Source organism: Bacillus sp. JJ1773 (genome assembly GCF_036962035.1).
In the GTDB taxonomy this organism is placed as follows: Bacteria; Bacillota; Bacilli; order Bacillales; family Cytobacillaceae; genus Cytobacillus.
In genome coordinates this window covers 1-24,230 of the sequence record NZ_JBALNX010000029.1, presented here as the reverse complement: position 1 = coordinate 24,230, position 24,230 = coordinate 1, and the positions used below count along the sequence as shown (strand labels likewise).

The 24,230-nt window shown below is 38.9% G+C and carries 21 protein-coding genes; 5 read left to right on the top strand and 16 right to left on the bottom strand.

Annotated elements, in window-relative coordinates; genetic code table 11:
• Window positions 1-72 precede the first annotated feature (72 nt).
• Window positions 73-927, top strand: a complete 855-nt coding sequence (locus tag V7127_RS07685) for a DUF2935 domain-containing protein (protein WP_438823980.1) — start codon at window positions 73-75, stop codon at window positions 925-927.
• Between the two features lie 59 nt (window positions 928-986).
• Here V7127_RS07685 and V7127_RS07680 read toward each other — a convergent pair whose 3' ends face one another.
• The 15 genes from V7127_RS07680 to V7127_RS07610 all read right to left on the bottom strand — a co-directional run bounded on the left by V7127_RS07680 (window position 987) and on the right by V7127_RS07610 (window position 18,401).
• Window positions 987-1,910 (bottom strand): cation diffusion facilitator family transporter, encoded by a 924-nt coding sequence (locus V7127_RS07680; RefSeq protein WP_335484599.1) that lies wholly within the window; start codon window positions 1,908-1,910, stop codon window positions 987-989.
• A gap of 198 nt (window positions 1,911-2,108) precedes the next feature.
• On the bottom strand, window positions 2,109-2,423 hold the full coding sequence (locus V7127_RS07675; RefSeq protein ID WP_335484597.1) for a thioredoxin family protein: 315 nt from the start codon (window positions 2,421-2,423) through the stop codon (window positions 2,109-2,111).
• A gap of 77 nt (window positions 2,424-2,500) precedes the next feature.
• Entirely contained in the window at window positions 2,501-3,097 is a 597-nt protein-coding gene (locus V7127_RS07670; RefSeq protein ID WP_335484595.1) for an NADPH-dependent FMN reductase, read from the bottom strand.
• Between the two features lie 672 nt (window positions 3,098-3,769).
• Window positions 3,770-4,774, bottom strand: a complete 1,005-nt coding sequence (locus V7127_RS07665) for a proline racemase family protein (protein ID WP_335484593.1) — start codon at window positions 4,772-4,774, stop codon at window positions 3,770-3,772.
• 122 nt (window positions 4,775-4,896) lie between these two features.
• Window positions 4,897-6,576, bottom strand: coding sequence for a peptide ABC transporter substrate-binding protein (locus V7127_RS07660; RefSeq protein ID WP_335484591.1), 1,680 nt, complete (start codon window positions 6,574-6,576; stop codon window positions 4,897-4,899).
• 38 nt (window positions 6,577-6,614) lie between these two features.
• On the bottom strand, window positions 6,615-7,682 hold the full coding sequence (locus V7127_RS07655; protein ID WP_335484589.1) for a M24 family metallopeptidase: 1,068 nt from the start codon (window positions 7,680-7,682) through the stop codon (window positions 6,615-6,617).
• Between the two features lie 33 nt (window positions 7,683-7,715).
• Complete coding sequence (locus tag V7127_RS07650) at window positions 7,716-8,069, bottom strand: DUF3899 domain-containing protein (RefSeq protein WP_335344777.1); 354 nt, start codon at window positions 8,067-8,069, stop codon at window positions 7,716-7,718.
• A 30-nt stretch (window positions 8,070-8,099) separates the two neighbouring features.
• Window positions 8,100-10,100, bottom strand: coding sequence for an ABC transporter ATP-binding protein (locus V7127_RS07645; protein ID WP_335484587.1), 2,001 nt, complete (start codon window positions 10,098-10,100; stop codon window positions 8,100-8,102).
• Between the two features lie 12 nt (window positions 10,101-10,112).
• On the bottom strand, window positions 10,113-11,129 hold the full coding sequence (gene opp3C / locus V7127_RS07640; protein ID WP_335344840.1) for an oligopeptide ABC transporter permease: 1,017 nt from the start codon (window positions 11,127-11,129) through the stop codon (window positions 10,113-10,115).
• A 2-nt stretch (window positions 11,130-11,131) separates the two neighbouring features.
• Window positions 11,132-12,058 carry an oligopeptide ABC transporter permease gene (opp3b, locus tag V7127_RS07635; RefSeq protein WP_335344832.1) on the bottom strand — a complete coding sequence of 309 codons (927 nt, stop codon included), beginning with the start codon at window positions 12,056-12,058 and terminating at the stop codon, window positions 11,132-11,134.
• Window positions 12,059-12,421: 363 nt separating this feature from the next.
• Complete coding sequence (locus tag V7127_RS07630; RefSeq protein WP_335344833.1) at window positions 12,422-13,912, bottom strand: aldehyde dehydrogenase family protein; 1,491 nt, start codon at window positions 13,910-13,912, stop codon at window positions 12,422-12,424.
• Between the two features lie 21 nt (window positions 13,913-13,933).
• A complete protein-coding gene (gene dapA / locus V7127_RS07625; RefSeq protein WP_335344834.1) occupies window positions 13,934-14,827 on the bottom strand; it encodes a 4-hydroxy-tetrahydrodipicolinate synthase in 894 nt (297 codons plus the stop codon).
• A 234-nt stretch (window positions 14,828-15,061) separates the two neighbouring features.
• Entirely contained in the window at window positions 15,062-16,015 is a 954-nt protein-coding gene (locus V7127_RS07620; RefSeq protein WP_335344835.1) for a proline racemase family protein, read from the bottom strand.
• Window positions 16,012-17,052, bottom strand: coding sequence for a proline racemase family protein (locus tag V7127_RS07615; RefSeq protein ID WP_335484584.1), 1,041 nt, complete (start codon window positions 17,050-17,052; stop codon window positions 16,012-16,014). The genes V7127_RS07620 and V7127_RS07615 overlap by 4 nt, the downstream gene beginning before the upstream one ends.
• Window positions 17,053-17,216: 164 nt before the next feature.
• Window positions 17,217-18,401, bottom strand: a complete 1,185-nt coding sequence (locus V7127_RS07610; RefSeq protein WP_335484582.1) for an NAD(P)/FAD-dependent oxidoreductase — start codon at window positions 18,399-18,401, stop codon at window positions 17,217-17,219.
• A gap of 202 nt (window positions 18,402-18,603) precedes the next feature.
• On the opposite strand from V7127_RS07610, the gene V7127_RS07605 reads away from it, so the two are divergent.
• The 4 genes from V7127_RS07605 to V7127_RS07590 all read left to right on the top strand — a co-directional run bounded on the left by V7127_RS07605 (window position 18,604) and on the right by V7127_RS07590 (window position 22,169).
• Complete coding sequence (locus V7127_RS07605; RefSeq protein ID WP_335484672.1) at window positions 18,604-20,256, top strand: sigma-54 interaction domain-containing protein; 1,653 nt, start codon at window positions 18,604-18,606, stop codon at window positions 20,254-20,256.
• 71 nt (window positions 20,257-20,327) lie between these two features.
• On the top strand, window positions 20,328-20,603 hold the full coding sequence (locus tag V7127_RS07600) for a (2Fe-2S)-binding protein (protein ID WP_066291766.1): 276 nt from the start codon (window positions 20,328-20,330) through the stop codon (window positions 20,601-20,603).
• Window positions 20,596-20,928 carry a (2Fe-2S)-binding protein gene (locus V7127_RS07595; protein WP_335484580.1) on the top strand — a complete coding sequence of 111 codons (333 nt, stop codon included), beginning with the start codon at window positions 20,596-20,598 and terminating at the stop codon, window positions 20,926-20,928. The genes V7127_RS07600 and V7127_RS07595 overlap by 8 nt, the downstream gene beginning before the upstream one ends.
• Window positions 20,925-22,169, top strand: coding sequence for an NAD(P)/FAD-dependent oxidoreductase (locus V7127_RS07590; RefSeq protein WP_335484578.1), 1,245 nt, complete (start codon window positions 20,925-20,927; stop codon window positions 22,167-22,169). Before V7127_RS07595 ends, V7127_RS07590 begins: the two co-directional genes overlap by 4 nt.
• A gap of 124 nt (window positions 22,170-22,293) precedes the next feature.
• On the opposite strand, the gene V7127_RS07585 is transcribed toward V7127_RS07590, so the two are convergent.
• Window positions 22,294-24,117, bottom strand: coding sequence for a M3 family metallopeptidase (locus V7127_RS07585; protein WP_335484576.1), 1,824 nt, complete (start codon window positions 24,115-24,117; stop codon window positions 22,294-22,296).
• Window positions 24,118-24,230: the final 113 nt, after the last annotated feature.

Here is a 24,230-nt window from a genome sequence, read left to right as displayed (position 1 = left end):
AAGATTATTAGGACAATGTATATTCATCCTTCTTATTAATAAATTTTAAAGACAAAGTTTATTAAAGGGGGAATGGATATGACCATGCCTGAACACTCACCAGAACATTACACTCAAATTAATCCAGTGATGTTCGTTACACGCTCATTAGATGAAATTCGTTTTTGGTCGAGGATCATGAAGGAGCATTCACTATTTCTCAGATTAGGTTTCAGATGTGAGGATACACAATTAATTGCGGAGGCAAATCAGTTTTATCATATTTTTGAACAGATCGAACAGCAATCTCATTCTTTTACAAATCAAACGACTCCTGATCAAATAAGAAGGTTTAATACCCAAGTCATGCAGGCTGCAACGAATATTTTTGCCTTTAAGCGGAAGGTGTTAGGATTAGTACTTTCTTGCAAATTACCAGGGGCAAATAATTTTCCCCTTTTAATTGATCACACAAGCAGGGAAGCCAATTATTTTCGAAAACGATTAATTGAATTAAATGAAGGGAAATTGAAAGCACTGCCTGATGCAATCATTAAGGAAAATGTTTTCTTCTTGAGGATCATGGCTGATCATGCCCAATTCATCGGACATCTTCTCGATCCGTCAGAAAGAAAGCTAGTAGATTTGGCCCGAAATTTCAGCAATGATTTTGATCAATTAGTTTTTCAAGCAAGAGATTTAGAATCTATGAAGCCGCAGTCTCAGACTGTTCCTCTTCTAGATCAATTCCTTGACCAGAATCGTGTGTCTGTTGCTTCACTGAAGGACTTTAAGAAAACGGCAAGAGATTTAATTGAGGAATGTAAAATAAAAAGTATTATCCACCCATTATTAGCAGATCATGTCTTCCGCGAAGCCGAAAGATTCCTAGAAATTATCGATATGTTTGAGGCACATCTCACAGGAGAAAAGCCACGAACTATTTAATAAATGATATGAGGGGCAATCTTCATAGAAAAAGTCTAACGGACTCAGCTTTCTATTTGCTAATCCGTTAGACTATTTTTATCATTTAATGATTTTTGAGTTGGTCCTGTAACAGAGTTTGGTTCAACATGGACATGTACCGTATAGACACCATGTTCCTGTATGAGTACGTTCTCGACAATGGTTGAAATATCATGAGCTTCCTGTAGATGTAATTTTGAATTAACGAGGATTACGATATCGACAACCGTATTATTCCCGTAATTTCTAGCTCTAATTTCTTTTATTCCTTTTACCCCAAAGGTATTTAGAATTGTTGTTTTATAGTCCTCTAATAATTTTTCATCAAAGCCGTCTGTCAAATGATGTGAGGCTTCTCGGAAAATCTCCCAGGCTGTTTTACAAATAAGAATACCCACTATTATGGCTGCAAGTGGGTCAAGCCATGGTATATGAAATTGGGACCCGATTATCCCAACTGCCGCTCCGATACTTACCCAGGCATCGGATATATTATCCTTAGCAGCAGCCATAACAGATTGACTATTAATTTTATTTGCAAGCTTTAGATTATATCGATAAACACCAAACATTACCACAGCGCAAAAAATCCCTGTCCACGCTGCAATTAAATCTGGGGCTTCCTTTTCCATGTCAAAGAAAGAGTGAGCAGCCCCATACAGCACTTGAATCCCAACTGACACCATAATAAAGGAAGCTACTAATGTAGCCACACCTTCCGCCTTCCAATGCCCATATGGGTGGTCATCGTCAGGAGGCTTTCGGGAAAGCTTCAATCCAATGAGGACAGCCGTTGAAGCAACAATATCCGTCACATTATTTAATCCATCTGCTTTTAGAGCTTCAGAGTTGGTCGCAGCTGCAATAATCAGCTTTAGCAAAGATAAAATAATATAAGCAGTGATACTAACTATAACTCCACGTTCACCCATCTTTAGTTGTTCGTATCTTAGTTTCTCCATGGCTACTCCCCTTCTCTTATCCCTCCCATATCTTATCAACTGTTCTGTATGTGGGTCTAGAGCAACGTTTTTTCATCATTATATAAAAATAACAAGTGGGCAAAAAAGTTGAACAAGGGAAACTCAAAATGAACAGCTTGATATTGAGCTAAATGAACAAAAAAACTAATCGAATGAGTTCGATTAGCATTTTATCCTTTATAGATTATTTAAGAATTCTTTCACTTGTTCTGGTGTTTTTGCATTGGCACTATGCAAATGAGCAAGCTTTTCACCATTTTTAAAAACTAATAAAGATGGAATTCCCATTACTGATTGTTCCTCAGAAATTTCCGGGAATTCATCTCGATCAATGGTAAACCATTTCTTATCGGGATTCTCCTCTATGATATCGTTAATAAACATATCTAATCGTTTGCAATCAGGGCACCAAGTAGTTGTAAAAATGCCCACAGAAAGCTCATCCTTTGTTATTTGCTCACGATATTCTTGCTGCGATTTTACTTGTTTCATTTTTTTCCCTCCTACATTTCCCATTAAAGTCAAAAAGGGAAGGGATTGATTATAATCCCCTCCCATTTATATGATTCTTATCGAATCGTTTTTAATGCACCGCTCCAAGCGTTTACTTGGTCAAGCATATCATTAACATTATTAAGGTGTAATTCAGCTGGTTTGAATTCAGACATATTTTCAAAATCAGTAAATAATGACAATGTTGGATGTGTGCGAACATCAGCAATCAATAATTCTCCCATGATGCCGCGTAAATGTTCTGCTGCACGAGCTCCACCAGTTGAACCGTAGCTTACGATACCTGCTGCTTTATTGTTCCATGCTTCACGTGCAAAATCAAGTGCATTTTTTAATGCTCCAGTAATACTGTGATTGTATTCTTGAACGATGAATACAAATCCATCTAAGTTAGCAAGCTTTTCATTCCATGCTGCGATTCCAGGTTCTGTACCATCTGTTGTTCCTAAAAATGGCAGATTGAAGTCTGCAATATCTACGATTTCATAATTTGCATCCCCGCGTTTGTCTGCAATTCCTTTTACCCATTCTCCAACTTGCGGGCTTACACGTCCTTGACGTGTGCTTCCTAAAATAATTCCGATGTTTAATTTAGTCATTGTTTCTTCCTCCTTCTGATCTGTTCCACCAAATAGTCTGTTTAAAAAACCCATTTTCCTGCACCACCTATATTATTATGTCGTTTTTAAAAAAGTTTATTAAAGCATCAACCCCTTTAAATTGGCATTGTGCTCTGCCTTTTTGTACCTTATTTTCCGCTTTCAGTTTATTGTGAGGTTCTCGCTTTATTATTACCGTGATCCACTAAAAAAATTATTGCAATTGCCGTATTTATACTAGTTTTTCAAGAATAATTACGACTTATTCATCTACCCTTCGAGAATCTCAACCTTGAGATATTCAGGCGAAAAATAATTCTATCTTATAAATTGAATTTTGATCAAGTATTAATATTCGCGAGATAACCCTTAATTCATATATCTTTAAATCATTTATCTTGAATACGAGATAATAATAATATATTCATTTTTGATTGTCAACAGATTAATAATATTTTTTGCGAATTAATTCATTAAACTTCATACGGTTGGTAACCTATTTACTATCTTTATGATTAGTTATTTGGACAATCACCTTGATTTTATATATAAGTTACTTTATGTAAGTAATTATATTTTTGTATGTAAATTGTGTCAAGTAATTTGATTATCTGCTGTCTTGAATTATATTGCATTTATAGGAGTGATAGCGGATAAACTAAAAAAAGCCGAATGTAACTGATGGCTACAAACAGCTTTTTTCGAATTCAAATTTACGAACGTCTATTAAGCTAATAAAAATCCTTGCTTCAATGGATCTCTCGGATCTACGACAAATTGATGGAACCCGGTAATGTACGCCTGCCCGGATACTTTAGAAACAACGGCGTCATAATCCGCAACTTTAGTGAGCGATAATATTTCGCCAATAAATTGGCCATCCGTAATGCACTCATGGACAAAGCTTTCTCCCTCTTTTAGACGGCCTTGCTCTACGAGTGTTGCAGCTCTGGCAGAGGTTCCACTTCCACATGGTGAACGGTCAACTTGTTCATCAGCAAAAATGGTCACATTCCGAAGGTCTGCCCCTTCTATTTTTGGCTCGTCTGAAAAAATAACTCCATAGATTCCCTTTAATCCAGGCTCAAGCGGATGTTTCACTTCCATTTGGCTCTCGATGTAATGTTTGATTTTCCCGCCCCATGTTTGGAGAGCCGCTACATCTTTAAAGTTTACGTTCAAATCCATTTCTTTACTATCAACAACAGCGTAAAAAGCGCCTCCATAAGCAATATCAACATTAAATTCATAGCCGTCAATTTTCACTGGAACATCCTTCTTATAAACAAATGAAGGGACATTTTCAAATGAAACGGATTCTACTTGATTTCCATTATATTTTGCATAAGCGACTACTTCGCCTGCTGGGCTATCAATAATAAATTTTTCTTTTCCGCCTGATAGATCAAACATGCCTGTCTCAATGCCGAGCGTCATCACAGCGATAATCCCATGACCGCACATCGTACTCCATCCTTCATTATGCATAAACAGCACCCCGAAATCAGCATGCGGACTTGCTGGAGGAGTAATGATGCATCCATACATTCCATGATGGCCACGTGGTTCGTACATTAATACTTCTCGTAAGTGATCTAAATGCTCCATGCAATAGGCACGTCTTTCTAACTGGGTATCACCTTTTATTTCTGGAAATCCGCCAGTAATAACACGTAACGGTTCTCCTGCAACATGCAAATCAACGGTTGTAAACATTTTGCTGAAGTTCATGGAATTACCTCCAATATAAATAGTGTATTAGATCGAGTATTATTCGAACTTAAATCATATAAAATCTTTTTCAGATTCTTAGTCCGCGCCATAAGAATGGACATGGACTAAGAATAACAAAATTATTTTCCTTCAATATAGGTCCACTTATAAGAAGCAAATACTCCGAATGGGTGAGCTACATATCCTTTAACGTATGGCTTTTTCAACTGAGCAAGACCAGATTGGTACATCGGAGAAATGGCTGCATCCTCTTCGATTAGGATTCTTTCAGCTTCCTGCATATTCTCCCATCTTTTTTGAACATCAGTTGGATTTGTTTTTGCTTCTGTTATGAGACTATCGAATTTCTCGTTCCCGTAATTTGACCAGTTATATGGGCCATCAGATAGATAAAGATCCATAAACGTAATTGGGTCTTGGAAATCCGGACCCCAGCCAGAATAAGTAAGATCATATTGCAGGCTTGATTCTAAGGCTAGCTTTTGCTTATTAGGCTGCTGATTGATTTTAATAGTTAAGCCAGGCAAATTGGTCTCTAACTGATTTTTGAAATATTCGCTGACGCGTTTTCTTTCCTCGCTGTCGTAGCTTAGAAATTCTAACTCGATGCTATTAACACCTAGCTCTTCTAACCCTTTTTCCCAATATTCCTTTGCTTTCTCGATTCCTTCATTATTAAAGCCAGCGTATTTTGTACGGAAGTCGTTCCCGCTTTCATCAAATGCAAATTCTTTAGGAACTAAATAATAAGCGGGCACAGAGCCGTTATTTAACAGGCTTTCTGCAGCAGCTTTCTTATCCCACCCCATATCAATGGCCTTACGGATATTTACATTAGCCAAGTATTTATTCTGTTGATTCATGCGGATAAAGAATACTTCTGGCTTTAGCAATGTATGGAATTCTGGTGTATTTGCATATTGGCCAATAAATTCAGACGCGATCTCAGTTAAATCAAGTTTTCCTGTGTCATACAGATTAACCCTTGTTGCTGCTTCTTTAACAACTTTGACATTGATGGTTTCTAGCTTAACTGTCGCAGCATCCCAATAGTTTGAATTTTTCTTATACGTCCAGCCAACCTCATGCTCCCAAGAATCTAATACGAAAGGACCGTTATAAATAAGGTTCGCTGCTTCTAGGGCATATTGATCCCCTTGAGATTCCACAAATTCATTATTTTGCGGGAAAAATACTGGATAAGTAACTAAGCTTAAAAAGTAAGGTACTGGATGATCTAGTTCAATTTGCAATGTTTGGTCATCTATTACTTTAACGCCTAATTCATCTACCTTTCCAAATAAGCTATTTTCGGAATCCTGGATTGCTGTAGCATTTTTAATATCATTGAAAAGGTAAGAATAGGTTGATAGAGTGTCAGGATTGATTGCCTTCTTCCATGCAAATTCGAAATCCTTTGCCGTTACAGATGTTCCATTGCTCCATTTTGCATCTGAACGGATTTTGAATGTATAAACTTTTCCATCCTCACTTAGCTCATAGCTTTCTGCCATACCTGGTACAGGTGCATGAGATTCGTCAAGTCTGTAAAGTCCTTCAAAAATATTATTCATGGTTCTGCTTGATAGTGCATCGAATAGTCCTAGAGTATCAAGGGTTGGCAGTTCTCCGCCTTCAACGAGGTTGAGGACTTGCTCACTTACTGCTTGAACTTCTTCCTTGCTGCTATCTCCTTCTGAAGTTGTAGTTGTTTGCTTACTTTCTCCTCCATAACAACCTGTTAAAAAGGAACTTAATAGAAGCATGAAAGCAAGGATGATAGTACTTTTGATTTTCATTGGAATTGCCCCTTTTTTATATGTTTTTTGCATTGCTGCTATAAAATAATTAATTCTTTTGGAGATTTCGTGATAATTTCAATTCCGGCCTGGGTGATAAGAATATCATCTTCAATACGGACTCCTCCAAGTTCTGGAATATAAATACCCGGTTCAACCGTGAGGACCATATTAGGCTCAATCACAATCTCACACTTTGTATTTTTGAACGGCTCTTCATGAATATCTAATCCAATACCATGACCTGAGCCGTGGCCATATTGCTTGCCATAGCCTTTTTCGGTAATAAAATCTCTTGATAAAGCATCTGCTGCTTTTCCAGTCATCCCTGGCTTTATGCCGGCTAAGGCTGTTGAAAGCGACTCTAGTACAATATGATAAATTTCTTTTAATTCTTCCTTCGGTTCGCCAACCGCAATCGTTCTCGTGATATCAGAACGATAGCCCTTATAGTAAGCACCAAAGTCTAGTGTTACCATATCGCCTTTTTCAATCATTTTTGAACTTGCCACACCGTGAGGAAAAGCACCACGGTACCCTGACGCAACTATCGTATCAAAAGCGGAGGAAGTTGCCCCAAGTTTTCTCATATATGCCTCTAATTCATTGGAAACTTCTATTTCCTTGATTCCTGGTTTAATAAACTCGAGAATATGTGTAAATGCAGCATCCGCTATTTCTGCTGCTTCTCTAATAATGCTTATTTCCTCTTCATCCTTAATCATCCGAAGCTTTTCAATCGCTCCTGTTAGTGGAACCATTTCTGCTTTTAATTGGGCTTGATACTCGGAATAAGAATAAAAGCTCATGTGAGTTTGTTCGAATCCAAGCTTCGAAATATTTAATCGCTCTGTTTGTCGAACAACTTCAGAGAGCAATTCTGCTTTTGTGCTTACTTGAACGATGGAAAAATCTTTGGCCTGCTCGTTTGCTTGTCTTACATAGCGAAAATCTACTAATAGCAATGCTTCTTCCTTCGTAATCAATACTAACCCGGCCGTTCCAGTAAAACCTGTTAGATATCTGCGGTTTTGATCATTCGTAATCAGCAATGCATCAATTCCAAAGCCATCGAACAATTCTCTCAATTTTTCTAGTCGTTTCATTTGTATTTCCTCCCGTTGAAATTTATTATTTCATCATAAATACGCAGCAAAAAGTGAAAATAAAAATAAGGCAGTACCAGAAATAAGAATTGGATGAACCGATAAACCACTTAAACTATTCTTAGGAGTGTTTTGTAACTCTCCAGTTTGCTCTGAGATATAATTCTCAAGCTTAGATGTTCGTCTATAAAAACGCCGAAAGCTATAAATGATTCCATCAAACATCCCGCCCTTAAGTACTATTAAAATTCCACCTAACATAAGCAGTGTGATAGAGATAAAAAACAGAAAGTTGATAAAGTCAATCCATTTATCCCCATTTGCAAAAGAGGTTGCAATGAATGAAATACACAGTGATATCAAAATGATGTAAATTGATTTTTTCATTGCTTTCCCCCTGACACTTCCTTTTTTCGCTTAGACGACATCAGTGTTTTGATTCTTGTATTCCTCATATTCCTGTTCTGTACATGCCAGCCAATGACCTGACTTTACTTCTCTAAGTATTGGCTCCTCTCCTTCACCATTCCAAGCAAAGCTAGAATCAAATTTAATTCTCGTACGTGTTTTCTCTGTTGCAGGATCAGGTAAAGGGATGGCTGATAGAAGTGATTTCGTGTATGGATGTAATGGATTATCGTATAGCTCATCACTTTCCGCTAATTCTACTAGTCTTCCTTTATACATAACTCCAATTCGGTCGCTAATATATTTCACCATAGAAAGATCATGGGCAATAAATAGATAAGTCAGCCCTTTGTCTTTCTGCAGCTTTTTCATTAAATTCACGACTTGAGCCTGAATGGAAACATCAAGGGCAGAAATAGGCTCATCGGCAATAATAAATTCTGGCTCTACTGCTAGCGCCCTTGCTATCCCAATTCTTTGCCGCTGTCCTCCGCTGAATTCATGCGGATACCGGTTCGCATGCTCCCGGTTTAGACCAACCGTTTCTAGTAATTCATAAACTTTTTCCATCCTTGTTTTTTTACTAGAAGAAAGGCCATGAATATCTAGACCTTCTGCAATAATATCCGCAACTGTCTGTCTTGGATTCAATGATGAATATGGGTCTTGGAAGATCATTTGAATTTTTCGATTTAATTTCTGTGCCTCACTAAAGGACTTTTTCTTATTAATATTTTCATTGTTGTATAGAATTTTTCCGTCAGATGCTTCATATAGTCCAATAATTGTGCGGCCTGTTGTAGATTTTCCACAGCCAGATTCTCCTACAAGTCCGAATGTTTCTCCTTTAAAAATATCAAAACTAATCCCATCCACTGCTTTAACTACATTGGAACCTGATGAAAAATATTGCTTTAAGTTTTGGATTTCAAGAAGTTTTTCCTTTTTTTCTTTCTGCTTAGCTAATCGTTCCTTTTGTTTTTCTTTCGGATCTTCTTCTCTATGCTTTTTAAGAACTTCAGGCGGCATGATCTTTGGCGATTTTTCATGAAGAAGCCATGTGGCTGCATAATGTGTATCCGATACCTTAAACATTGGAGGCTCAAACTGAAAATCAATATTCATCGCATATTTATTCCGATTAGCAAATGCATCGCCAACAGGCAGATGAATAAGATTCGGTGGTGTACCAGGAATGGTCGTAAGCTCCTCTGCTCTTTCATTCAAATTCGGCATAGCTCCTAAGAGACCCCATGTATAAGGATGCTGAGGACTATAAAAAATCTCCTCCACTGTTCCGATTTCAATGATTTTTCCAGCATACATAACTGCCACACGGTCGGCAATATTGGCAACAACCCCTAAATCATGGGTAATAAAAATTATGGACATATTTAATTTTTTCTGTAAATCCTTTAATAGCTCAAGAATCTGCGCCTGAATGGTAACATCAAGAGCTGTTGTCGGTTCATCCGCAATTAATATTTTTGGATTGCAGGAAATAGCCATTGCAATGACAACCCTTTGTCTCATTCCGCCAGAGAATTGATGCGGGTATGATGCCAATCGTTTTTCCGGCTGTGGGATTCCGACCATACTTAACAGTTCAATCGCTTTTTCCTTCGCATCTTTCTTAGAAAGCTTTTGGTGCTTCACAATACTCTCCATAATTTGCTTCCCAACTGTCATTGTCGGGTTAAGGGATGTCATCGGATCTTGGAAAATCATTGCTATTTCTGAACCACGAATATTCTGCATTTTCTTTTCTGAAAATTCAACTAAGTCATTTCCTTCAAAAATAATTTCTCCTCCTGAAATTCTTCCTGGCGGATTCGGAATTAACTTCATTAGGCTTTTTGAGGTAACTGATTTTCCAGAGCCTGACTCCCCAACAATAGCGAGCGTCTCTCCCTTATTAAGATGAAAGGAAACCCCGCGCACAGCCTTTACTTCCCCAGCATACGTATCAAAGGATACTTGTAAGTTTTTAACATCGAGTATTTTTTCCACGTTCACATCCTCCTATTTGCGCATTTTAGGGTCTAAGGCATCTCGAAGACCATCCCCGATCAAATTGAAGCTAATCATGATCATGCTGATAATAATGGAAGAAAAAGCGAGCATATGCGGATAAATTCGCATTAATTTATATCCATCATTTATCAGTGTTCCAAGTGAAGCGGTTGGAGGCTGCAGCCCTAATCCGATAAAGCTTAAAAAAGCCTCAGTAAAAATAGCCGTTGGAATTGTGAACATCGTTGTAATAATAATCGGACCCATTGAATTCGGAATTAAATGCTTCCAAATTAAGCGTCTATCTCGTGCACCAAGCGTTCTTGAAGCTAAAACATATTCCTGCTCCTTTAGCTTCAAAATTTGCCCGCGTACAATTCTCGCCATGCCAACCCATCCTGTAATAACCATCGCTAACGTAATGGAAACGATTCCTGGCTGTAAAACGAGAATCAGTAAAATAACGACGATTAAGCTCGGAATCCCTACTAAAATTTCAACAATTCTTTGCATAATATTATCAATTCGTCCGCCGTAGTAAGCGGAAATTCCTCCATAGGCAACACCGAAAATTAAGTCAATGGTAGCTGCCAAAAAGGCAATGTATAAGGAAATCCGTGTTCCTTCCCAAACTCTTGTCCATAAATCTCTTCCTAAATTATCTGTGCCAAACCAGAAGTATTCCGTTATACCGCCTGTTTCATAGCGGTTCACTCCTTGAATATCGACCCCATTAAAGCCTAACCATGAGACATGCTCTAACCCAGGAACTTTTGGAGGCAAATTTGCCCTAGTCAGATTTTGTTCATCATATCCATGCTCATTCGCATACGGACCAAAAATAGCTAAACCAAGAATAATCGTAATGAGAATTAGTCCTGTAAAAGCCGCTTTATTTTTTCGAAAGCGCCTCCAAACCTCATTCCAATATGTCATGGCTGGACGGGTAATAGCCTCTGGACTCTGCTCGGAAACAGCTGGCTGGAACATCTCGTCTGTGATTATGACTTCCTTATTATTAATCATCATCATTTCGTCCCCCCAGATAACCGGATCCTCGGATCAATCAACCCGTATAAAATATCAACGATTAGCACGACACCAATAAACAGGACACTATAGAACAAAGTCACACCCATTATGACCGAAAAGTCATTCGTCATAATAGATTTAACAAATTGTTCACCAAGGCCAGGGACACTAAATATTTTTTCAATAACTAATGTCCCTGTCATGAGATTGACAGTCAGTGGTCCTAGTATGGTAACAATGGGAATTGCAGCATTTCTAAGTCCATGCTTCAAGATAATGGAAAAGTGATTTAGCCCTTTTGCTTTAGCGGTCATGATAAAGTCTTGTCCTAATACTTCAAGCATTTCTGTTCTCATGAACCTTGCAATAGTTGCAATCACAAAGACGGATAATGAAATGGTAGGCAGGATCGAATACTCAAATCCTTCCCAAAAAGCAACTGGGAGCCATTGTAAACGAACTCCTACCCAATATTGCAATAGACCTGCAAAAACAAAATTGGGAACAGATAATCCGATTACAGCGATCACCATTGCCATATAATCAATTGCGGTATTATGTTTAACCGCAGCAATTATCCCAAGGAGTAGGCCAATAATACACCCAACGAGGATTGATTGTGCTCCTAAGACGGCAGAAGCGCCAATTCTCTCCCCGATAATATCAGTAACGGCCCGGCCATCATATTGGAATGAAACTCCAAAATCCCCTTTTGCAATATTCGTCATGTACTTTACATATTGAATAGGTACAGGCTCATCCAATCCATACCGCTCATAAAGTCTTTCCTTTTGTGACTCGGATAGTCTTTCATCATTAAATGGCGAGCCTGGCAAGGTTTGCATGAGAAAAAAGGTAAAGGTTGAAATAACAAAAAAAGTAATAATCATATAGCCAATTCTTCCGAAAACGTATTTCCACATTTGATTACACCTCCATTTTTTATGTAGAATCTCTGGCGAGTGATTTGGATTTACTTTTTAATATGCAATTTTTATACCAATCTCGACAACTTTAGGTAAAATTCCGAAAATAAATATTTCTCCCACTACTTTGAATAGCAATTGTTTTCTGCTTGTCTACTTTTTTATACACATTTGTAAAATATTTTTAGACAGTGTAAAAAATCATTTGAATAAATTTGCCTATTCCACTTATTCAAAAAAAAACCAAACAGCTCCTAATTAGCACTGTCTGGTTTTCCTTTATCAGTAAGAAAACAGGCAGCTTTCAAATAAAGCTGCCCGTTCCTTTTTAAATAAGATTTTGAAGTGTCCGCGTGCATCTTACTGCTTGATATTAACAAAAACACTTTTCACTTCTGTATAATTTTGCAAGCCGTACTCTCCACCCATTTCACGGCCGATTCCTGATTGTTTGTATCCGCCGAATGGCATTGTTTCCCATTCAAGACCAAAGTCATTAATCCAGACAGTACCTGATTGCAGCTTGCCTGCAATGTAGTGAGCTTTCTTGATATTCTCTGTCCAAACACTTGCAGCTAAGCCGTAATCACTATCGTTCGCACGTTTAATAACTTCATCAATCGTGTCAAAAACGAAGATGGACATGACAGGACCGAAGATTTCTTCACGGGCAATGACCATATGATCTTCTACATCTGCAAAGATGGTTGGTTGCACAAAATAGCCTTTATCAAATGCTTTTTCTCCGCCTGCTACAAGGCGTGCCCCTTCTTTTTTCCCTTGCTCGATATAATTAAGAACAGTTTGCTGCTGTTTTGCTGAAACGAGTGGTCCCATATCTGTTTCAGGATCCATGCCAGGACCAACTTTTAGTGCGTTTGCGCGCTCTGCTAAAGCTTCTACGACATGATCATATTGACTTCGATGTACAAATACACGTGTGCAAGCACTACAGTTTTGCCCATGATTGTACATCGTTCCATTAAATGCACCTTCTATTGCTTCTTCTAGATTAGCATCCTCTAAAATAATGGCTGGTGATTTCCCGCCAAGCTCTAGTGTTACACCCTTTATTTGCTCAGCAGCTTTTTTCATAACTTCTTTTCCAACAGCTGTTGAACCAGTGAATGCGACTTTATCGACATCCTTATGCGTGATAATCGCTTCTCCAGCAATTCTGCCCGATCCTGGCACGATATTCACAACACCGTCTGGAAAACCAGCTTCTTTAAACAGCTTTCCAATATAAAGTAGGGATAGCGGTGTTTCGCTTGCCGGCTTAATGACAACTGTACAGCCGACAGCAAGTGCCGATCCAAGCTTCCATGCTGCCATGGCAAGAGGGAAGTTCCAAGGAATAATTTGGCCTACAACACCAACTGGCTCATGAAGAGTATAGGTGACATAATCCTTCGAAATATTAGTTGTCTTCCCAAAAACCTTCGTTGCCCAGCCAGCGTAATATCGGAAGTGCTGGATAGTTCCGTCTACATCATCCGAAAGCGCGACTTTGTATGGTTTTCCATTATCCAATGATTCTAGCTGTGCTAGCTCTTCGCGGTTCTCTTCTAATAGATCCGCAAATTTATAGATTAGATGGGAACGCTCGGCCGCATCCATTTTTGTCCATTCACCTTCATCAAATGCCTTTCTGGCAGCAGCTACCGCAACAGCAATATCATCCTCTTGTGCTTCGCTTACTTCCGCAATGACTTCTTCGTTAGCTGGATTGACGACAGTAAATGTTTTACCACTGTTCGCTGGAACATATTCACCGTTGATATAAAGACCTTTTACACCATCTAAAAATTCCTGTACTTTCGGTTTCAACGTATAATTTGTCGCTTGCATGTTCTCTCTCCTCCATTAAACTTAGTTTTTGATAGTTTCTAAACTAGCAAGAAGTTCTTTTAGCTTTTGCTCTTCCTCTTGTGATAAGCCTAAACGTGGATAACGTGCAGGTCCGCCAGCCAATCCTTGCAGGTCCATAGCTCTCTTAACGATTTGTACATATTTACCTGAGCCTTCTAAGAATGAGCAAAGTGGAAGAATACGATCATTAATGGCCCATGCTTTTTCAATTTCTCCATTTTGGAAATGGTTGAACATGTCGGTTACTAGCTTAGGTACGATATTACCAGCAACTGAAATCCAGCCTGTTGCGCCAACAAAATAAGATTCCATAACAAGTTCCTCTGCTCCGCAGAACACTTCGAAATCGCCTTTTCCTTGTCTAGCAAGGTCTCTTACTTTGCCAATTTCTCCACTTGATTCTTTAATATGTGTAACGTTTTCGCATTCTCTTCCGATTTGCAGCATTAATTCTGTGCTCATATTCACACCAGAAGTGAATGGATTGTTATAAAGCATGATAGGAATATTGACAGTATTTGAGACTTCTTTAAAATGGTGATAAATTTCATTTTCTTTTGGCTTCATATAATAAGGATTAATGATTAAGGCACTGGCAGCCCCATGTGCCTCTGCCTGCTTCGTATATTCGATTGTTTCTTTTGTTGTTTCAGCAGCTGTTCCGACGATAACTGGAATACGGCCGTTTACCTCTTTTAATACTGTTTCTACCATTTGAAACTTCTCTTCTTTTGACAAGCTTACAAATTCTCCAGTACTTCCGTTAATAACAAGACCTGAAACACCTTGGTCAAGGAAGTAGTTCACATTATTTTTTACTCCGCCCCAATCAATTTCCTGTGCCTCTGTCATTGGTGTAATTAATACTGGATAAGCTCCTCTAATTGTTGTCATATTCAATTTCCTCCTTTATATGTTAAAATGCATATGCTCAAACGTTAAAAAATGCGGTAAAATAGCACTTTTTAAGTGAGTCTGAATCATTTCAAAAGCTAAATTTAGGTTTGTCAGCCAATTTGGGCTATTTGTAGCCAATTTGAGCAGTTTGTCAGCCAATTTCGGCTATTTATCAGCCAAATCCGGCTATTTATCAGCCAATCTACCAAGCAACACCTTTTAATAAGAATGCTATTTTAATAAAAATCCTGCTGCTAATGGATCCGTTGGGTCTAGCAGATAGGTTTGCATACCTGTGACGAAACCGCGGCTTGTAAATGTAAACGCAAATCCGCTGTCACTTTGATCTGCTAATTGGGAAGTAAGCAAGCTATTAAAAATACTTTCATTTTCAAGCGGCTGTTCCTTAGAAACTCCTTCACTAGAAAGCAGACTTGCATAACAGGCTGCAGTCGTCCCAAAGCCTGGTGAACGGACGATAAAGTTATCTCTGCGGAAGGTAACCGTCTTGATTCGTCCTGTTTCTATTGCAGAATCATCCAATAAAACGATCCTCTGAATCGATTCGTTAGATGTAAATGCTTCATTTACTGCCTGTCCCCAGCTTTGTACATCAGCAAGATCATCCAAATGAAGTTGGAACTGGACATCTTTATTATTAAAAATGGCATATAATTGATCTGCCTGTACAAGGGCGTACTCAGTTTGTAATTCGTTATGGTTCAATGGAACATTCGTTTGAACAACTTGACTAGGCTTCGTTTCTAGCTTAACGGAAACAACCTCGTCATCCTTCATTACTGCGTTAACCTTAATGGCACCGCTAACAGTTTCTAATGTGTACTCATTTGATTCCTTTGGTGATAAATGTCCGCATTCCAATAAAGCAGTAATCACCGCTACTGCCCCAGCATGATGCAATGGCACTGTTTGTTCGTGATTAAAAAAGACAACTGCAGCATCTGCTTCCCTGTTAAATGGTGGAAGCACAAGACAGCCATTTAAGCCGGCAAATCCGCGGGGCTCATTTAATAAAAGCTTGATTTCATCGGCATATGCATGAAAAAACTGTTCATCTAGTTGATCCAAGCTTTCATAATGAATAAATGGCACATCTTTGATAATGCGAAAAGCTTCACCGGCTACGTGAACATCTGTTGCTGTATAAGCCTTTTGAATTTTCATTTCACGTCCTCCATTTCATGTTCCTCCATTGGGGGAATGAGGAGAAATCCTTCTTTAAGCGGATCATCTTCGTTATAAAAGAATTTATGCATGCCCATTAACCAAGCTGATCCCGCAATTCTCGTCACTACCGCGGATACTCCATTGACTTCTGTAGTCTCTAGAACACATCCACGGAACAGTGAACCAACAATACTTTCATGGACAAATTCTTCATCAATGCCAATTTCTTGTTTAGAATAAAGCACCGCTAGTTTAGCCGATGTACCGGTTCCGCATGGAGAGCGGTCAATTCCTCCTGGAGGAACAATGACTGTATTTTTCACATCTGCCTCTTCATGCGTAGGTTCAGTGAAAAACTCAACATGGGTTAATCCTCTAATGAATGGATGTTCTGGATGAATAATTTCAGTTTCTTCGTTAATCGTATTTCTAATTTTGATCGCTTTTTCAATGATTTTTGATGCATTTTCTGGCACTAGCTCTAATCCAACTGATTTTGCATCAATAATGGCATAGAAGTTACCTCCATAGGCGATATCCGCATTCACTTGGCCGATGCCCTCAACATCTACAGAAACACTTTTAAGCAGAAATGCGGGGATATTACAGAAAGACACTTCCTTTGCCTTGCCGTTTTCAACCTTGATGTCAACCTCCACTAGCCCAGCAGGAGTATCTAGATTGATCGAAGTAACAGGCTCCTGAACAGGAATTAATCCCGACTCAATTAATGCTGTACAAACACCGATTGTGTCATGCCCGCACATTGGCAAATAACCGCCCGTTTCTATATAAATCACACCAAAATCTGCATCAGGATGACATGGATCTGTTAATAACGCTCCCGACATGACATCATGGCCCCTTGGTTCATTCATTAGTAATTTGCGAATCCAATCATACTCTCTTTTCATGTGGAGCATTTTTTCAGACATCGTTTCTCCCTTAAGTTCTGGAAGACCGCTAATCAATGTCCTCGTTGGATTCCCTCCTGTATGTGTATCGATCGTTGTAAAGACTCTATTTGCCTTCAAATGGTCAACACCCTTTCTATCAAATCTGCTTTGGCAGATTTGCGCCCAGATTTTTATCGGGCATCGCCCGATAAAAATCTGAGGCATCCGCCGGAGGCTTAACTTTATTCAGCAAGGGAATAAACCCTGTTGAAATAGTTATCTTTTTTGCATTTATCTCCCACTTAAAGAACAGGAGATGAATGCTGAATAGAGGTAAACCGGTTATAACTTAGCGGCTCAACAGGAATACATGTTTCCTTATTATTAATCAGCTCTTCAATGACTTTTCCTGTAACAGCTGAAAGGCTAATTCCATCTCCCTCATGACCAGCCGCTATGTAATAGTTTGGAATATGCTCCACTTTAGAAACGATTGGCAAATGGTCCTCTGTCCATGGCCGCAAGCCCGCATAGGAACGGATCACCATCATATCCGCCATTTTCGGATAAAAGCGGATCGCACGATTGGCAATGCATTTAAGAATTTCATTATTTACTTTTAAATTGAATCCGACGAACTCCCTGCTGCTGCCAATAAGGAAGTTTTGGCTCTCGGTTGGTTCAAAGACAAGTGCCACCCCATATTTCTCTGTTATCGGGTCAACCCGGCGCTGTCCGCCAAATTTAGAAATTAAATATCCAAACTCCATGACCTTTCTGGAACCTACATGCTCCTGTCTTGACGCAACAATAATATGACCTTTTCTTGGCTCAATTGGAATACGAAGATCAAGCATTTCTCCCAACTTTGGAGCCCATATCCCTGCTGCATTCACAACATGATTAGCTGTAAACACTCCATTTGTTGTTTCAACAGTAAAGGTCCCATTTACTTCTTTTTTCATTGATTTCACTTCTGTTTGCTTATAAGCTTTTGCCCCTAATTTCTTTGCTGCGTCTAATAGAGAGAAAGCAAGCATATAAGGATTAACGGTGGAATCAGTCGCACATTCTAAACCGCCTAATAAATCGTCTGCAAAAAACTTGGATTCCTGGCGAATATCCTGACGGTCAAGCATACGGAATGGCAGACCAGCCTCTTTTTGACGGTTAACCCATTTCTGTGCTGCCTCCATTTCCTCCTCAGACTCGCAAACAAGAATACTTCCTGGTGCACGATATTCAAATTTATGCTCTAATTCTCTGCTTAACTCATCAACTAATTTCTGGCTGACTAACGACATTTGACTGTCAAAACCCGGATCTTTATCAATGGCAAGGATGTTCCCGTCACATCTTGATGATGTTCCACTGACAAATTCTCCTTTTTCAAGGATCGTTACGTCTTTTCCAGATTTAGAAGTATAATAGGCAATGGAGCAGCCCATAATTCCGCCGCCAATCACTAACACATCACAATGTTTCACATACTCAATCTCCCTTCGCTAAGTTGCCTTTCATTTTCTAATGCAAGTAACGTGCCAAAAAGCCGTTTGTAACAAAATCGACAATTCATGCTTATTTTTATAAAATTCAGTATCAACATATTTAGAATTTCAAAAAAATTTGATAAACTACTGTATAATATCTTTTACAGTGTGTATATTTTTTTACACGTTTGGAGGGGAAATTGTGTTTTCATTACCGCCGATAAAAAAAATGATCGAAAATAATTTAATTAAATTATTAGTTGGCAAAAATATTTTTGAAAGAGCTGGTGAGTATTTTGTTGATGAAGCCCGAAGCACGGCAGTCAGTATCAATGATTCATTTGAAGCTTTAGTACCAGCCGATTCTCAAGTATCAACAGTCGTTGTTTTAGATTCTGATAAACAGCCAATTGGCTATATAACAGCGGCCGAAATTATTTATTTCCTCAATAATTCTTATAATCAACTAAAAGCTTTCTATGAAACTGTTACTAGAACAATGGATGCCTCTGTCACGGTAATAGATGATCAAGAGCGTGTATGCACATGGACTGAAGGGGCCGAAAAAATCTTTTCAGTGAAAGAAAGGGAAATTTTGGGACAGCCCATTACTAATTTCTTCGAGCATAAGGATCTTGAAATTCTGCAGTCGTTACATAGGGGAAAAAGAATTTCCCGTCAGCATCACCAGCCCCGATCGGATTTATTCGTCCTGATTAACTCAAATCCGGTATATTTCAATGATCAAATCATTGGCGCAGTTGTGTCGGAGACAGATGTAACAAATCAGGTTGTCCTTAACGAGAAACTATTCAATATGTCAACAGAAGTTCATCGTTTGGAACAGGAGGTTGCGAAATATAAACACTCTGTTGACCCGTTTAGTTTAATTAAAGGGAACAGCACTGCGCTTAAGCGAACAGTCCAAATGGCAAAAAAGGTGTGCTCAGTTAAATCAACTGTTTTGATACTGGGAGAAAGCGGAGTCGGCAAAGAAGTGTTTGCTAAAGCCATTCATGAAGCGAGCGAAGGAGCTGATTCACCATTTATTTCGATAAATTGTGGCGCTATTCCTGCTTCATTATTTGAAAGTGAATTTTTTGGATATGAACGCGGAGCTTTCTCTGGTGCTGATCAAAAAGGAAAGAAAGGCAAAATTGAATTAGCAAAAGGCGGCACACTGTTCCTGGATGAAATTGGCGAATTGCCGCTTGAAATGCAGGTTAAACTGCTCCGAGTCCTGCAGGAGAGGAAATTTTACCGAGTTGGTGGGGAAAAAGAAATTGAAACGGATTTTCGTGTAATTGCAGCTACAAATAGGAATTTAATAGATTTAATGAACGAAGGGCAATTTCGCGAAGATTTGTATTACCGGTTAAATGTCGTTAGTTTGCAGATCCCCCCTTTAAGAGAAAGACGGGAAGATATTATTGAACTCACTCATTATTTTTTAAACGATTTTTCGATTCTATATCAGAGACCGATTCATCAGTTCTCACAAGAGGTTTTGCAGGAAATGCTGCGTTATGATTGGCCAGGGAATATTCGTGAGCTTCGGAATGTTGTTGAACGTCTCGTTGTCTTTGCGACAGATGGGTCAATTAAAAAGGAATATTTGCCTTTTCATTCTCATCCAATTGATAACCATATAGATACAATGACTGAACAAAGTGATTCCTTTGAAATGGACAATACCATCCTGCCTCTGCAAGAGGAAATGGATCAGCATGAGAAAGGAGTGCTAGAAAAAGCACTTCTTATTGCAAACGGAAATAAACTTGAATGTGCCAAAAGGCTCGGTATCACGAGAGCTACCTTATATAATAGACTAAAACGTCTCGGCCTTAGTTAATGCCTTCCTCTAAAATTGGTACGATTTTTGCATAGTATTTTTCATAGTTAGAAAATAGAGGAGGTTTCCAAATGAACAACAAAGAGGCCATTGTAATCTGCCGCTGTGAAGAAGTTACCTATGGCGATCTGCGTTCCACGGCAGAGGAACATCAATGCACAGCTAGGGAATTAAAATTGCGAACAAGAGCAGGTATGGGTTTTTGCGGCGGTCGCACATGCAGAATTCCTTTAGATAGAATCATTGAAGATGTCATTCCTAATATTTCTCAAGGTGATATCCCATTAAAATACCAGCCGCCGATTCGCCCAGTAACATTTGGAACAGTAGGTGAAAATAATGACTAGAATTATAGACCACCCTATTTTAGGGAAATTAGAAGATAGAAAATCCATCCCCTTTACATTTGATGGGAAAACGATTGAAGCATTTGAAAATGAAACGATTGCCGCTGCACTTTTAGCAAACGGAATTCGAAAACTGCGGGTTCATGAGGATTGCGGGACACCTCGGGGATTTTACTGTAATATTGGCCACTGTATGGAATGCCGAGTCACAGTTAATCATCAAGCAAACGTAAGAGCATGTCTAACAGTTGTCGAAAAAGACATGGTCGTTGAAAGCGGAAAGCATCTTCCTAATATTGTTAGAAAGATGGTGGAGCAGCAATGATGGATGTCATTATTATTGGAGCGGGGCCTGCTGGATTAGCTGGAGCCATTGCAAGTGCTTCTTCAGGTCTGAAGGTAACCGTAATTGATGAATTTGTAAAACCCGGAGGCAGATTATTAGGCCAGCTTCACCAAGAACCGTCTGGCGAATGGTGGAACGGCATAAAGGAATCAGAGAGACTTCATCAAGAAGCGAAAAAATTAGCAGTCGACATTCGATGCGGAGTGTCTGTCTACAACCTGGAAAAGAACGATGAATTATGGAATGTACATACGAGCATTGGTACTTTGACAGCTCCTAATGTACTAGTGGCCACTGGGGCTGCAGAGTTCCCAATTCCTCTCCCAGGCTGGACTCTTCCTGGCGTTATGTCGATTGGCGCAGCTCAAGTCATGACAAACGTTCATCGTGTCCAAGTAGGTAAGAAAGGGATCATTATTGGAGCTAATATTTTAGCCTTTGCCATTTTAAATGAATTACAATTAGCCGGCATTCGTGTAGATCGAATCATACTTCCAGAAAAAGGCCCATTGAGCGGGAAAGCAGGCGAACCAGAAGAGGTTATGAAATCACTGCTAAATGCAGCACATCTTGCTCCATCCCCTCTACTACGAATGGGTAGTCGTTTCATGAAAAATGATTGGTTCCGTAAAATGGGGATGAAATTTTTCCCTAAAAATGGGGTAAAAGTAAATGGGACACCGCTGCTCCTTCGAAAAGCTGCTTTAGAAATTATCGGAACCGAACAAGTAGAAGGGGTTCGAGTAGCTGATACTGATGAGTATGGAAACATCATCCCTGGCACGGAAACTATATATGATGCTGATTTCGTCTGTATTGCTGGCGGTTTATATCCACTTGCAGAGCTTACTGCTGTTGCCGGCTGCCCATTCCATTACATTCCTGAGCTTGGTGGCCATATTCCCCATCATTCAGAAACGTTGGAAACTCCGCTTGAAGGTCTTTATGTTGCTGGGAATATTACCGGAATTGAAAGCGGAAAAATCGCCATGGCCCAAGGAACAATCGCTGGTTTTTCTATTGCTAAACATGCTGGTAAAGGCGGTTCAGCCATTGATGATAAACTGGACCAAGCCGTGCAAAACGTCCATAAAGTCCGCGAACAAGCAGCTATTCAATTCAACCCGGAAATTGATAAAGGCAGAAGAAAAATGTATGAGCTGTGGGAAAGACTTTATGCAAACAAAGTTAATGAAAGTTCAAATATAAAAATTAGCTAATCAAAAAAAGGGGATAGTGAGCATACTATCCCTAATTCTTCGCAATACAGCATTTTTACATTTGTTATTATGAGTTCCATATTGGCCTCCTATTGCATGATATTGAAGGATTGGCTAGGATCCCTTAAAAGCTTTGTTCCAACTCATCAACTATTCTGGCTATATTTGCAATAGCAAGCTTCAGGTTCTCTGTAGTTGACATATCAAGTCCCGCCATTTTATATAGATCAAGTCCATTCATACTGCCGCCTTTTTTGACAACCTCTGTCCATTGTTCACCAACACTTTGACCTTCTGTCTTTATTCGCTGTGCAATAATGCTGGATGCCGATATTCCAACAGAATATGTGAATGGATAAAGTCCCATATAATAATGAGGCTGCCTCATCCAAGTCAATTTTGCTCCCTCATCAATCTCTACCGTATCTCCCCAAAATTCAGACAGTATCTTTCCTTTCGTTTCACTAATAATTGAAGTTGTTAACGGTACACTACTTTCCGCAATTTTATAAAGTCTGCGCAACAGCTCAGCTTCAAGAACATGTGTAACACAATTATGATGGTAGCTCATCATTAAATACATATTTAACCACCGATGTAATCTCGGATCGTCTCTATTTTCCCGCAAATAGTCAACAACAAGATGTTCATGCAAGGTTGAAGGTGCTTCAGCGAATAATAATGATTGGGCATTGTTAATAAAGTGTTGATTTTCTGCAGATAGCGAATAATGCATCGTATGCCCTAGCTCATGGCTTAAAAGCATCAGATCGAATAGATTTCCGCCCCAAGGATAGAAGGAATAGCCATGAACACCATGGACTCCGCCTCCAAACGCAATCATTCTTCGGCCAACATTGTCACCTCTGTATACCCATCTTTCTGTGAATACACGCTGGATATGCTCCTGATATTCTGGTCCTAGTACACCAACTGCTGCAGTAATGATTTCCCCGGCCTCCTGATAACTAATTGGCTGGTCAAAATCAGGATCTAACGGTGCCTTTACATCGGAAAACAGTAATTGATCTAATCCGAGTTGACGTTTTCTCAATTTAGCATATCTTTGCATATGCGGTGAAAGTTCAGTACGAAAAGTATCTAATATACTTTCAAAAAAATCGGATGAAATTCCATCAGCGGAGTAAATTTGGGTTCCAGGCGATGAATATTGAAGCAGCATATCTATTGCCGATGAGAACCCTCTTAACTTAGCCAACGCTACATTTTTATTTATTTCGGCGGATAATGTTTTTGCCAGACCATGCTGATATTTCTTTAATCCATCTGATAACGATTGATAGGCATTTCTTCGTAAAATAGTGTCTGGAGATGTTTCTATTTGAGTAAAGTACATATGAATGGAAACAGGAACCTCTTTCCCATTTCGGTCAGTGGCTGGGGCAAATTTTATATCTGAAGAAGTTACAGTAAGAAATAAGGATTCTGGTGTGTTTAATGATTGAGATAGGGAAGCTAATGCTTCTTCCATTTCTGGTGTCAAAGAATGTTTCCGCTTTTCCTCGATCCTTTCTAAAAATCGATTAAATGATAGCAGTTCTACTTCTTCAATAATATATTGATCGAGCTCCTCTTTCGGAATATGTAATAAAGCATTCACAACTTTCATTGTGACATTATTCCCTTTACCAACAAGGATTTGCGAACGCCCCATCATCTTTTGATTTAAAGAATCTGATTCATCTTCCGAGTATTTATACATTGCATAACATGAAGTACGATCTAATTCACCTAGTAATTGCTCATACCTTTTTATTAATTCAACTGTTTCTTTTGCTTCATTTAAAGAAATAGATTCTTTTAGTATTTCATCAAAGTCTTTATCAAGTGTTGAGTAGGAACGCTCCCATTCCTCATCAGAACTGAAAATATCAGCAAGGTTCCAAGTTTCCGCTTCTGGAACATCTTTACGAGTTATTTGACTCATGTTAATACTCTCCTTTTAAATTTTTTAAAGATATGTATTTTACAAGATGTATATTATTTTTAGGAAACTTCTAAATTACTAATGCAAAATGTATGCCAATATCTGATTTCAAT